5 protein-coding genes are annotated in these 13,765 nt (G+C 60.1%); 2 read left to right on the top strand and 3 right to left on the bottom strand.

Features of this window, described 5'->3' with window-relative positions:
* Window positions 1–3: 3 nt before the first annotated feature.
* Genes NMB38_RS06465 through NMB38_RS06455 form a run of 3 tightly spaced genes read right to left on the bottom strand, consistent with a single transcriptional unit; the run spans window position 4 to window position 6,554 of the window.
* Window positions 4–2,289, bottom strand: a complete 2,286-nt coding sequence (locus NMB38_RS06465; protein ID WP_059183208.1) for a hypothetical protein — start codon at window positions 2,287–2,289, stop codon at window positions 4–6.
* A gap of 52 nt (window positions 2,290–2,341) precedes the next feature.
* Window positions 2,342–4,744 (bottom strand): hypothetical protein, encoded by a 2,403-nt coding sequence (locus tag NMB38_RS06460; RefSeq protein ID WP_028687697.1) that lies wholly within the window; start codon window positions 4,742–4,744, stop codon window positions 2,342–2,344.
* Between the two features lie 28 nt (window positions 4,745–4,772).
* A complete protein-coding gene (locus NMB38_RS06455) occupies window positions 4,773–6,554 on the bottom strand; it encodes a hypothetical protein (RefSeq protein ID WP_281212084.1) in 1,782 nt (593 codons plus the stop codon).
* Between the two features lie 194 nt (window positions 6,555–6,748).
* Here NMB38_RS06455 and NMB38_RS06450 point away from each other — a divergent pair, with 194 nt between their 5' ends.
* Window positions 6,749–11,623 (top strand): RHS repeat-associated core domain-containing protein, encoded by a 4,875-nt coding sequence (locus NMB38_RS06450; protein ID WP_494354925.1) that lies wholly within the window; start codon window positions 6,749–6,751, stop codon window positions 11,621–11,623.
* 36 nt (window positions 11,624–11,659) lie between these two features.
* A complete protein-coding gene (locus NMB38_RS06445; RefSeq protein WP_081783969.1) occupies window positions 11,660–13,663 on the top strand; it encodes a hypothetical protein in 2,004 nt (667 codons plus the stop codon).
* Window positions 13,664–13,765 lie beyond the last annotated feature (102 nt).

Genomic DNA, 13,765 nt, shown 5'->3' with positions numbered 1-13,765 from the left:
GATCTATCCTCGTGGATCTATGTCTGAGTGCGTTGTGGTTTCGGACCCGACCCATACCGCGTCCGGCCAACGCTCATCGAGCACCACGATCAGGTGCCCTTCCAAAAGACCGAAGGGGGAGTCCAGGTCGGCGAACACCAGCAGGAAACGCTCACCATCGTTCGAGCCTGGCTCATAACGGCCACGCTGCACGAAATGGCCCGGTCCGAGGGCCACGCGCCAATTCACGTCGGCCATGGGCTGCCCATTGAACATCGCAGTGAACTGCCGACGCCCGGCAGCCAGTGGCGTACACGTCAGGGTGAGGCTCGATGGTTTTTGCCGGACCAGCACATGCAGTGAGCGCTCCTGCCCGCTGGTCACGTCGCGCACTTGTACCTCGTCCAGCACATAGTGCAGGTCCGCGACCTGGGCACCGGCGATGTAGGTGCGCTTGAACGGCGCCCCTTCCACGACGTCCAAGGTACCGCTGCCTGGACGCGGGTTGATAATTTGCCACTCAAGCTGCTCGCCGGTGGTCCCGGCCGACAACTCCACCTGATCTTCCGACCAACACACCTGGATCAACGGATTGACGGTCAGTGCGTGAGGCAACACGGTGATCAAGCCAACCTGCTGTATTGCGGTGGAGGGTTGAGTGACGGTTATCCTTATCTTCACCCCATTCTCGTCAATCGCATGCCGTGGCGGCGCCGTGTAGACACCGGTGGTCGGGTCGATTCTGCCGGGCTCGCCCCGCTCGCCCGGCAAGATTGCAACGCTCCAACGCACACCGACCTGTGGGGGATAGACGCGAAACACATGGGATGCACCTGCCGCCAAGTGGACATTCTCGTCGATCAAGCGAAAAGCGTCGGCGCCTTGTGCCTTGACGAAGGCCGCCAGTCCATGGGGGTACTCGGCGTGCTCCACGAACAACGACGTGCCCCCGGGCAGCAAGGCGGTGGCCAACAACTGCTCTGGAACATAGGCCGTCAGGTTGCGTGAAAGCCCTTCGAGTATGGCCTGCTTGAGGACCAACCCGGCGGCGTGTTCGATTTGCGCCACCTCAGCTGCCGGCAAGGTGGGCATGCCCGATACTGGGGTGACTTCGCCGATAACACCCAAGGGCCAGTGGAAATAGCCCAGCAATAGCCCACCGGCGTCCTCGGCCGGGGTCGCCAGGCACAGGTCGAAGCGGTGCGACATGGTGAACGCAAAGGTTACTGCCAGCAGTTGCGGATACTGCGAGTCATGCCGGGTATAGGAGCACTTCAGCGCGAACTGCGAACGCCACGTCATCTGCACCCCATCGTCGTCGAACAACGCGCCCAAGGGCTCGATTCCGCCCGCCGCCGGCACTTCGAATGCTTCGCAGTTGAACATGAAATCACGTGTGCGCACCTGCCTACGAGCCCCGCGCAGCACACCGGAGGTCGCCCGCATCTCAGTCAATACCTGGCCCGCGTGGGTATAGCTGAACGCGGCAGCATCGAACATCCCAGTCAAGCCATTGGCGTAGGCCGCCCGGTGCAGGACGCGCCTGGACAGCAACACGCAGGCATTGGCTGGCACATCGCCGGGCAGGTCGTCGGGCAGCAGGAACGGAAAATTCGACCGGTCGCTAGGTAAGCTGCCGGTCGGCCCTTGTTCAAGCGATGCGAACAGCACCACTGCCAGCTGGCCATCGGCCTTGCTGTCATGGGTACGCAGAGCAAGCTGGCGCACACCCAGGAAGCGGTTGCCAGGCACACTGGGGAAGTCGAACAGCGTACTGACACGCTTGCTCTCGGGCAGGGCATTGAACAATGCGCGGATGAACGCTGTGCTCTCCTCACTGCCTGCCACCTGATCGCTCAATGCGAAGTGCACCTGCTCGATCTGAGCCAAGTCCACACTCAGGCGTGGGCCGTCGCTGGCAACAGGCAAGCGATACTGCAGGGCCAAGGCATCCAAGGCATCGTGGGCACTGAGCGCAGTCACTTCGCCACGCTCCGTAGCTACCAGCAACCCCCCTTCCATGGCGACTGCCTGGGTCAGGCGCGGCGTCTGCCAGGACGCCTGGCCAGGCACCAGGCTTGCAGGGCCCAGCCGGTACCCGAACAAGTGGTAGGTCAGTTTGGTATTGGCGATCTGCAGAGTCCCAGTCAGGTCATCAATGGCCGTGTGAGTCAACCACCGCTGCACATGGTGGGCCTGCAGCAGACTATTCAGTTGGCCGGCCGAAAACGCAGTGATGAAGTCCCACCCAGAGAGGTTCGGGTTATCACGCATCCAGGCCAGCAATGCGCCTAATGAATTACCAGACATGAGCGTCTCCTGATTCGGTACGTTAAGTGCAAGCGTTCGCCCAAGCGACCTGTCAACCCGCCACGCCCGTCACCTCGGCGCACAGCGTTCGATAGGCTTGATCGTGATCGAACAAGGGCAAGGCAAGGACGATGACGTTGGTGAAGACCCCAAAGGGTGGAAACTCGAAGCGCCCCTCGACGATCGCGAAACGCTCGGCGCTCGCCGGGTCGGCGTGGTAGAGGTTCTGCTCCATGCGACCTGGGCCGGCCAACACCGTCCAATCCGCCTCGAGGTCGCTGGCGTTGAGCTGCAACTGCAACTGGGCCGTACCCTTCGCCAGATCCATGGCTTGCAACACCACCGAAGCGCCACTTCTACTGCGCGTCACGATGCATATCTGACGCGTCTGACCGGTCTCTTTGTCGCACACCTCGATACGTTCAATCAGGTGCTCGGATGTAGAGCTGTCGGGCCTGGCGAAGTAGGTGTTGTGGCTAGCGGTGGTGCTGGCCAAGCGGCCTTCAGGCGTGTCGCCCAGGATCCGCCACTCCAGGTCAGCGCCGCTGGCGCCCGCTGCGCTCAACGGCACTCGGTCCTCGGCGTCACACAACTCAACCAATGGGCTGACGCTCAGCACATTGGTCACCACCGTTATCAAGGCAGAGGCGGCAAACCCTGTCTGCGGATCGGTAGCCGTCACTTTCACGCGGATGAAATCGCCGTCGATTGCGCTGACTGGGGGAGCTTGGAAGAGGCCGTCGATCACCGTACCTGGGCTTGAAGACTGTCCCCAGACAAGTTCTGCGCACCAATTGAGCCCCGGGGTCAATGGCGTAACGGTCAGTGGTTGGGTAGCCCTAGCGGAAATGATCGGCTCCAGGGGCGAGAGCTCGAAGGTAGTTAGGCGGGGTGCGATGCTGCCGAAGCAGGCTATGTCTTTAGGCATTACGACATCGTCCGCTATGATCGCACCGCCGAATTTCGTGCGTAGCGTCTCGCGGGCCGTCTGCTCGACCAGCATATCAGCTTGTAAATTGCGCTGGATTGGGCGTATGACTAACTGGACCAGGCTAGTCAGGGGATCTCGAACGGCTAGGTATGTCACAATTAACATTTCAAGAAAGATCAGTTTCAGCACCAGGTCCCGATTTATCGCTGAAGTGGCGAGCGAGGCCGGGATTTCCGTCCCCTCTTCCGGCGGCTGCGGCTCGGCGGGTCTCGTTAGGCTGAAGTCCAGTAATTCCATCACACCGCTTTCATTCATCTGATAAACAGCCGCTAATTCGGAGGGGTAAGTTACCGGCATATCATCGAACTGGCGGAAGTCATCTTCGTCAAGAAAACCCAGGTCATCTCGTAAACTCAACACTTCGGTGAAGCCGACCGGGTTCAAGACAAACTTAAATTCCATACGCTCACCGATGAAGGAAATACTGAAGTTGTCCTTTAGCACGATTGGGTCGATGGTCAGGCCCCAGTGCACCTCGTAGTTGATACGCTGACCCTCAATCGCAAAAAACGAGGCCCCGTATCGGCTAAACTCCTTCCGCTCGAACGATATGTGCCCCGAAATGGCCCTGACCGACTCCATTTGACCCTGCTCATCGTGTGTCACGGCAAAGACCGAATCGTCACTCAACAGAGGCCGCAGCGCCTGCAGCAAGGTCGCCACCATCAAGCGCTGCTTGTCGAACAACACCGTTGCCGAGTAATTCCCCTCACTCGGGATCAGGTACTTGAAGTCGGACTCATTACCCGGCAGGTTGCCTTCGTGGGAGCCGTGCATACGAACGAATGCCAGTACTGCACCGTCGCCCTGTTCGCCAACCTCGGCGGTGGGCGCAGACTGAGTGCGCAGGCGAAAAGACGCGGGTTCAAGCAGCGGCTCCGACCCTGGTATAATTTGCCCTAATTGCCAAACACGTTGAGCCGGTTCAAGGGCTTGAAACTTTCGCTTGAAGAAATCCGCACTCAATTGCTGGATCTGATTGTGATCAGGAAACGACAACTGGAAGTCATCGCTGCGCTGCAAATCCAGGAACACTGCGCCATCCTCGGCGACATTGCCAGGCACGTCGTTCAAGTCCAACTCAAGACTAAGTTGCGGCCCCACCAAAGGATCGACCCAGTCGATGCGGTAGATGTACCAGTCGCCCCGCCGCTCCAGATTGACCTGATTGCCACCGATCACCGTCATGCGCAAGCGTGCCTTGGAACTGTTCAAATCGGCGTTTTCGAATGACAGCCTGGGTCGGTCGAGGATGAAGTTCTGTAAATACACCTTGTAGTTGCCAACCAATGAGGCATCGCCATTGATGGGCGGCAGCATGCCGTTGCCACCGAAGCGGGAGATGTATTCCTGGCTCAGCAGCTGGTTGAGCTTGGCGCGATCCATGACTGCGATGCTGCCCCAGCCTGACAGTCGGTGCTTGACGCGCATCCATTGGACAATGGCGGCCTTCGAGTTGCTCATGGTTGACGCCTCCGCTAATTACACTGGATCAAGCGATCAGTTGGGGTTCCAAGTGAGGAAAAGACTTGTAACTTTCGCCGTCATCGAAGCTGACCTGCACGCTGACGCGCAGTACCCTGTTCAGCTCAAGGCGCTGCAAAAAGACGTTGGGCAGTTCGGCTGTCACATGGCCTTGGTAATATTCCTCGTCGCTGACTGGCTGCGCGTTACGCATCACATGATCCAGCTCGCCCCCCCCGACCTTGGCTACGCCAGCGGCTCTGATGATCAAGCGCTGCCCTGGCGCCATGAACGGCCACACATCAAGGCTGAAATGGGCGTCGTCGCCCTGGAGCGCCGATAGGGACAACTTGCCGTCGATCAGTTCATCGCGGTGACCCTGGATCACTGGAAAACGCCTAGTGGCGTAGTCGGCCACTTTCAGGTCGAACGCTGACGATTCATAAGGTGCCTGGTCCGGCAAGTGCAGGCTGTAATACACGTTCAGGCGTTTGCCCAGGTTGGCGGGAATCGCCGCTGCCGGTATATGAAACAGCCGTGGGTCCGCAGGGTCGGCTTGCTTGACGATGACCTTGCCGGTGCTGGCGTGCCCGTCCCAGTGCATCCAGATATCACCGTCATTGGTTTCGGCAGCCAGTGGGACCCTGACCCTGGCGCCCCAGCGAACCTGCTCTGGCGTCACCGTCCCCTGGTTGGCTTCATCTCCGCTCTCCGGTATGACAGTGTCGATCAGTGGCCAAGGCAGGTAGAGCGGCCTGCGCACCATGACCTCAAGCACCTGCGAGTGCCAGGCCGCACCCAAGCGGGCCACCTGATAACTTACCCGAAGCGGCTTTCCGATCAGCTCGTCACTGTACCAACTGCCCTCAACCCGCACTTGAAGCTGGCGGCTGACAACCGTACTGACGTCGGCCCGAAAGCCCCTCAAGCTCAAGTCTGGCCCCTCCAGGTACACCACCAGCTGGTCACCCAGCTGCAGGTCGGCATAGTCGTCGATAAGCAGGGTGAAGCCGCCAATCAATGCCCTCGGGTCCAGGTCGCTGCTGCCGTCATGACCTTCGATCAACGGCTTGGGCAACAGCGGGCTGAGCGGCGGCCCCGACTCTACGATGTCTACTCGCTGCACCGGCGACTCACTGTCACCCCCCGAGGCGTATCGAATGCGGTAGGACAGCTCGGCATGGTCGCCGTCGAATAAGTGCATGACCTCTTGGCGCGGCAAGGTCATGCCTACGACCGTGCCGATATCCCGTTCGGTCACCGAGTGAGACTGGCTGTAGGGGGGTTGGGGGTCGCCAGCGAAATACGGCACCCATTCAAAGATCAGCGTATCGCCCACCGTCATCGCTTGGTAGGGCGGCACGGCCACGGTCAGGTCCTGGCTGATCAGTTCCAGGTCGATGACCAAGTCATGGGCTTCACGCAGTTGCGCCACTGCCAGGGTTTGCTCTTCAACCGCCGGACGGTCGATGCTGAAGAACACCCGCAATGACTCATTATCGGGACGGGCGTCATCCCCAGGATGGTAGGAATAAAACACATACCCACCCGAGAGCCGCTGGAGACGATCGTTATCGATGGAGAATCGTACCCCTTGCGGCTCGATGGACACGATCCGGAATGGATGGATCATGTCCAACACTTCGCCGTCCGCCGCGCATCCGCGCCAGTGAGGGGTGACCCAGTCACCGACTTTGAGCGCCGGATCGGTCAGGAAGGTTTCCAGCAGCTCGCCGCCCAAGCTACTCAGCTCCAGGTTATCGCCGGTACCCAGTAACGGCACGCTGGGCCGGTCAGGTCGTAGCGTCATGCATTCCCCCACTAGCGCCCGAAGCGCTGAATTGGTCATGTTCTGGCTGTTTTATACGTCCGGCATTGCACTCGGCGAAACTGATAGAAATGACAGGTGACGCCCCTCCCCCCCGGCGCCTAGGCTCTGTCCAAGCGAGTGTCTGAACGCCCGATCAGCCGTCCTGCCAGGGGCAACAGGGAGCGAAAATCGTCATGAGCGTTACATCATCCGTTCACTCTAATGCCCTGAATTTCATGAGCTTCATCCAAGGGGGGGTTGACCCGCGTACGGGGCAGTACAGCCTGAAGATCGAGCTGCCCGAGCTGGGCGGCAACAACCAGCTTGGCCCAGAATTCAGGCCAACCTTGCAGTATTCACCGCTCAACGTGACCGACTCCGGGCTGGGCATGGGCTGGACGCTGGAGCTGTCGCAGTACACCCCGCACAACCAGGTGCTTTCGCTAAGCACCGGAGAAAGCCTGAAGATCACCGACCGCACCGCCCGCCCAATGCGGCTCGAAGAGCAGCGGATCGACAACTTTCATGTCTACCCCGAGGGGGACGATGGGTTGCGGGTGGTGCACCGCTCCGGCCTGGTGGAGATCCTCACCGAACAAGGCACCCAGCAGGCCTCCCTCTACTTGCCGGTGGCACAGTATTCGCCGCTCGGCCACCGTCTGACGTTCAACTATCAGCGTTTTTCCGGGCAACACCCTTTGTTGGAAAGCATTCAGGATGGCGATGGCCGCATGCTGCTGCGCGTGCTGCGTGATCCGACGGGTTACCAGGTCGAACTGCAATTGCAGCCACTGTCCGGCAGCGACGGCAAGGCGCTTGCCAGTTACGTGATGAACCTGGAAGCCGACGACCGCCGGGTAAAGGAGATTGTCATCCCCAGTGACGATCAGGCCCGGTGGACGTTCGGCTATCAAGAGGTGCTTGCACACCTGTGCATGACCAGCGTGACTCAGCCTACCGGGGCTACTGAACGCCTGTCCTACCTCGATGGAGGGCATCAATTCCCTACCGGTAGCGGTCGCCAGCCGTTGCCCCGCGTTACCCGTCACGTTATCGAGCCGCACTTCGACCAGCCCGCTGCAGACATTCACTACCGCTATCCGACCCCGCGCAACTTCCTCGGCGGCGGTAGCGATATGAGCTGGAGCGACGATGGCCGTGACAACCTTTATCAACGCCTGGACGACTACGACTACAGCTCGGTTGAAATACTCATGGAAGGCGAGAGAGAAGTTCGCCGTATCGAGCGCACCTATAACCGCTTTCACTTGCTCACCCATGAAACGACGCTTCAGGGCGACTGTCTGCAACGGCTGGTCACTGCCTACGGGATGGTCGAAGGTGCGTCATTCAAGAGCCAGCCACCGACGTGCCAGTTGCCCGTCAGTGAAGAGCGATTCTGGCAGATGACCAGCGGCGAGCGCCCATGGCGTAGCGAACAGACCGCCACCCAGTACGACAATCACGGCAATGTGCTCATCCATACCTATGCCGATGGCACGGAGCAGAGCAATGAATGGTACTCAGCGGCAGAGCAGGACGGCCACCCGGCTGATCCTGAAGGGTTCGTGCGTCACCTCAAGGCACAAACCCTGCGCCCTTCACCCAAGGGTCAACCGGGAGCAGCCACCCTTACCCGAACCTATCGTTACACGACGCTGCCCGTGTTGGCTGCGTCTGACACCTCGGCAGTATTGCAGCACCCACACCATGTCGTGAGCAGTGAAACCCTGATCGATCAGGCCAGCGCTCAGACGCCTCTTGCGCACCTGCGTAACCAGTGGGTCAATGCCCCGCGTGATCGGGCACTGCACGGTCGCCAATACCTGAAGATCGAGAACCTGCAAGGGCTGGAAACGGTTACCGAGTACCACTATAGCCTCGAGCGCAGTGCAGGCACCGACGAGCCTGTGCTGAACGTTCAGCAGCTGCGTATCGGTTACGACGGCACGCAGGCCATCACCACCGTGCAATATGGCTTGCGCCATGGGCAGGTGATGCAGCAGCGTGACAGCGATGGTCTCGAAACCCGCTACGTCTACGATCGCCTGCAAAGAGTGGTGAAGGAGACCGTGGCTGCCGGGCTGCCGACAGAGGCCTCACGCCATTACCACTACACACTGACGCCGATCAGTGGCGAATCGGCCAGCCAGACGTTCACCGACGAGCACGGCGTGTGCACCAAGACCCTGCTCGATGGCCTGGGCAGGGTGCGCGGCGAGGAACGTGACCATGTGGATGAGGCCATGGCGCCACGGCTATACCCGACGCTCGCAGTAACCTACGACAACCAAGGCCGGCCAGTGACCGAAACCCACATCGACTGGTTGGAGGGCCTGCGCAGCCTGAACCTGCCCCAGCACTACGCCTACGACGACTGGGGTCAACGTTGCTGTACAACCGGGCCAGATGGCGTGCAGCAGCATGAACACCAGGACCCGCTGGGCAACGCCCAGCACCGCGGTCTGATCGTTCATCGCTGGCGCCAGGCCGGCAGTGGGCCCACGGCAATGATCAGCAGCCGCAGCGAGACCTGGATGAACCGCTTCGAAAAACCGGATGTGATCCTGCGCCAGGATGCCGAAGGCTTGACCTTGGCCACACGCAGTTTCACGTACGACGGGCTAGGACGCCTGGTGAGCGAAACCGATGAGCGTAGGCACACCACCAGGTTTACCTACGACATGTTCAACCGGCCCCTGCAGCGCATTTTGCCCGACAGCACCTGCGTGGAAACCCGCTATGCGCAGCACTCCACTGCGCAGTTGCCCATCGGCCTCACCGTCAAGCCTGGCAACATCAGACTGCCGGCCGTCCAAGTTGGCGCACAGTCCTTCGACGGCCTTGACCGACTGCAGGGCAGTACCACCGGCTGGCGCAGCGAGCGCTACCACTATGAGGGCAGTGAATCGCGTGCGCGGCGCAAACGCAACGCTGCCGGGCAGAGCATCGACTACGCCTATGACCTGAGCTTGACCACATACCCAATCACAAGCAGCAGCGCGGAGGAAAACGCAGTCTTCGACTATGACCCCATCGGGGCACGACTGACACGCGCCAGCGGTGCCCACGGCTGTTGCGACTACCAATACAACGCCCATGGCCACTTGCTCGAAGAACACTTGCAAGTCAGCGGCCATGCGCCTTTGAAAACTGAACACCATCCCTCGTTGCAGGGTCGCCCGCAACGCACCGTCGAAGCCAGCGGCCTGGAAACGCTCTATCACTTTCACGACAACGGCCTGCCTCGGGGAATGCAGCAGCGCAAGCTCGACGTGAACCTGCAGTATGACTCACTGGCGCGGCTTGAAATGATCACCAGCAACGACTCGGACAACGGGACCACGGTGGTCACGGTCATCGAATTTGACGACCAGGACCGCGAGATCAAACGATCCTGGCAACAGAGCGGCCACCCTGAGCGCATCCAGACACAACTGTGGGATCTCGATGGACTGCTCAAGGAACGTCACCTCTACCAGGGGGCCATTACCCTGCTGAAGGAAACATTCACCTACACCGCCCTTGGCCAATTACTCAACCACCACTGTGCAGGTATCGAACTGCCCCGCGATAGCCAGGGCCGGGCGATCACGCAACAAACCTTCAGCTACAACAACTACGAAAGCCTCAGCATGGTCACCAGCCAGTTCGCCGATGGATCTGCCCGTGAGCGTGCGCAGTACGTTTATGCCGACGATGACCCTTGCCAGTTGCGCAGCATTGTTTACACCCCTGCACGCAGCAGCCCCCATCCGACCTTCAAGTACGACCGCAACGGCAACATGGTGCTTGACCAGTACGGTTGTACATTGCGCTATGACAGCCAGAACCGTCTGCAGTCGCTTGTGCGGGCCGCCGGCACTGGCCAATACCGGTACGACGCCCATAACCGCCTGCTTGGCAGCACCGACGGCAGTGGGGCCGACAGCGTGCTGGTGTACCAGAACCACCGTTTGACGCTGGCGGTCCGCGGAGCCTTGCGCACTCAATACCTGGATCTGGATGATCAACCCGTCGGCCAACAAACCCTCGATGACGCTAGCCAGACGCTGCTGCTTCACGCGGCGGATAACGCCAGTGTGGTTGCTGAAGGCCAGCACGGTTCGCTACGCAGCATGCGCTACAGCGCCTATGGCGAACGCTACAGCGACACACCGGTGAGCAGCGCCATGGGCTTTAATGGCGAAGCCCTCGACCCACTGAGTGGCCGTTACCTGCTGGGCAGCGGCTACCGCGCCTACGACCCTGAGTTGCGCTGCTTCCTCAGCCCCGATTCGCTCAGCCCATTCGGGGTTGGCGGCCTCAACTGCTACGCCTACGCCCGAGGCAACCCCATCGCGTTCCGTGACCCGACCGGGCATGAAGCGATTGGCTTCAGTGGTCGCCTGCGGCGCCCCGATGAAGACATCACGCCGCAAAGCCAGCCAGAAGAGATCAAACAGGGAGACGGGGGCTGGCTGAAATGGTTGTGGGTAGGCATTGCCGTTGTCATGACCGCTGTAGCGATTGTGACGTTCGGTAAAGCAACGTTGGCGGCGGTAGCCGCTTGGAAAGGAGCTGCGGCCGCTTTAACGGCCACGGCAGTAACGGCCGCAAAAACGGCGGCGGCGTTGGCCATCGGTAAGGCAGTGGCTGCGGGTGTATCAGCCGCACTGGCTGTGGCCGGCACGGCAGCCCAGGTCCACGGCACGATCACGAATAACCAGACAAGCTTTGATGTGGCTCAGTGGCTCGGTATCGCGAGCGTCGGTGTCGGGCTCGCCAGTGCAGGGGCCTTTTATGCTGCGGGCAGGATGATGAGAAGCGCTACCGGCAGTGTGGGAGTGGGATCGAGCGCGGCGAACCTGGCCGACGATGCCGTTCCGGTCGATGCCGTTTCGGTCGATGCCTGGAGGAAAAACTGGCTGTTAGGCACCCGTTCCGAGCAAGTCGGATTACCGCTTAGGGCCAACCCTCCTTCACCGCCTCCAATACCAACGAGATTTGGTCCGATGGTAAAGGTGGGCAGAAACAGATCGGATCAACTTAGAAGGCGCATATTCCTCAACCCTATTGAAGGCAGTTGAAACCTCGAACTTCAAACGGCACTAGGAAAGCAAAACATGAACGAACAAACACCCCCCACCTCCAAACGCGCACTTGCCGAACAAACCCGCCAGGCCCAGCGCGAAGCCCGGCGCCGGCGCAACGCATCGCTGCTGGCAGAATTGGCGCCGTCCGTGCTGGGTATCGCCGATCCCAGCGACGGCACCCTGCTCAAGAGTGCCGTGGACAACGATCTTGAAGTGCGCATCCCCGCGTGGGTGAACTTGCCTGAAGATGGCGACACTGAAACCGTGTATCTGCAATTATCGACCAAAGGCGATGCTGCCTCTGACTTTGGAGACGTCGGTCAGCCCCTGGAAGTGGTTGGCCCAGTCACCTCAGCCGATTTTCCGCTGGTAATGCATGTGCCCTTGGCCAGACTCGTCGAAGGCAGGCTATGGCTGCGTTACCGTATCGTGACCTTCAACGGCGGTCATGCAGTTTCGGCAGTGGTACCGCTGATCTGTGACCGCACCGCACCCCGCAACAGGGTCAATCCCGACGAGAAACTCGACGGCTTGACCGTCGGGGCAGCGTTTATTGACGACGAGTACCTCAAAAACAATCCGTCCGGCATCGTTGCCCAAGTGCCAGAGTATGACACCTACGCGCCTGGAGACACGTACAAGGTGTATTACTTCGAGAGCCCACCTGAAGAGCATGAGGATTACGAAAATCAGGTCGATGAGGGGCCTCTCGATGCGTCAATGCAAGTGGTTATTCCGAAGGACGTGGTAGAACGTGCCGGCGATGGCAAGTATTACCTTGCCTATTACCTGTATGACAAAGCGGGAAACAAGAGCCGAGGCTCGCTGATCACCAGCATCGACGTCGCCCTTGGCCCATTGCCGGCCAACCTGCAAGACCCTTTGGTGCACGCCGCCGACGACGGCGTTGTCGACCTCAAGGACGCCATTGACGGGGTATCGGTCGATATTCCGTATTACGACGGAGCCAAAGCCCACGATGCTATCGCAGTGACCTGGGGTAGCACGCCATTACCACCGGAAACCGTCGGTGCCAAAGCCTTTCCAATTCCTGTTCACGTGCCCAACCCAACCTTGCGCGCTGAATACGGCACAGCCTCAGATGAACTGGCCACCAACGTCAGCTACCAGATCATGCGCGGTGCCGTACCGTTTGGCCCCAAGGCCATCAGTGTGAACGTCGACTTCAGCGTGGTAGGCCCCGAGCGCCCCGACCCCGACCCCACTTGGCCCAACCCGATCAACCCTAACCTGTCGGCACCCACGGTGCGAGGCGCACGTTCGGCAACGGATAACGTGATCGATCGCAGTGACGCCAATGAAGACGCCACACTGACCATCCCCTTTTACGACAATGCCGAGGACGGGCACGTGCTCGTTGTCTACTGGCATGGCAGGTGTGCAGGGACTCACACCGTGGACACGGCCCGTGATGCACGCGGCATCACCGTTCCTATCGATTGGGGCATCATCTTCGCGGAGGGTAACGACCCCGCGTTGCCGGTGCACTATACCCTGCGCGAATCGCAAGACGCCCTCAACGAGCAAATGTCGCAGACACAGTGGGTGGACGTGGATGCAGTTACCGTGATCCTGCCGCTTCCGCAGTTCCTGGGGGTTAGGGCCGGTTGGCTGAACTGTGATTCATTGCGCGATGTCGCGGGGGTACCGACCAACAACATGGTCCTGAAGGTGGAGATCCCGGACATGTCGGCCTACCTGAAGGCAGGCGACATAATCGAACTGGAGTGGGCACCGTTGATCGGCTCCAAAGATGAAGATGGCGACGACCCGGTACCCAATGCGGAGAAAACCGAACTCGTGGTGCTGGACGAGACGTCAGTCAAAGGCTTCATCTGGGAAATCAAGCCTTATACCGACCACCTTCTGCCAACCTATGACGCCAACCTTAACGGGGGCCGTACGCGGGCACGGGTGCGCTACGTCAAAGCCGATGACCCTGATTTAGCCTCGGAATGGGCAGTGCATAAGTTAAGCCTGGCCGAAGGCAGCGACTCTTGCGCAATGCCGTAACCTTGAGCTCCCTACGCGGTAGCGCGGCACGGTGCTGCCGCGAAGGGAGCACTGTAGGATTTTGGTCAGAACAGAAAGGAAAATTCCTACATTAGATAGAGA

This window comes from Pseudomonas sp. FBCC-B35 (genome assembly GCF_059133755.1).
This window is presented reverse-complemented; position numbering and strand designations above follow the sequence as displayed.

Excerpts from the sequence above, each read along its gene's own strand:
- NMB38_RS06465 (WP_059183208.1), bottom strand. The coding sequence starts at position 2,289 with ATGTCTGGTAATTCATTAGGCGCATTGCTGGCCTGGATGCGTGATAAC.
- NMB38_RS06460 (WP_028687697.1), bottom strand. The coding sequence starts at position 4,744 with ATGAGCAACTCGAAGGCCGCCATTGTCCAATGGATGCGCGTCAAGCAC.
- NMB38_RS06445 (WP_081783969.1), top strand. The coding sequence starts at position 11,660 with ATGAACGAACAAACACCCCCCACCTCCAAACGCGCACTTGCCGAACAA.
- NMB38_RS06455 (WP_281212084.1), bottom strand. The coding sequence starts at position 6,554 with ATGACGCTACGACCTGACCGGCCCAGCGTGCCGTTACTGGGTACCGGC.
- NMB38_RS06450 (WP_494354925.1), top strand. The coding sequence starts at position 6,749 with ATGAGCGTTACATCATCCGTTCACTCTAATGCCCTGAATTTCATGAGC.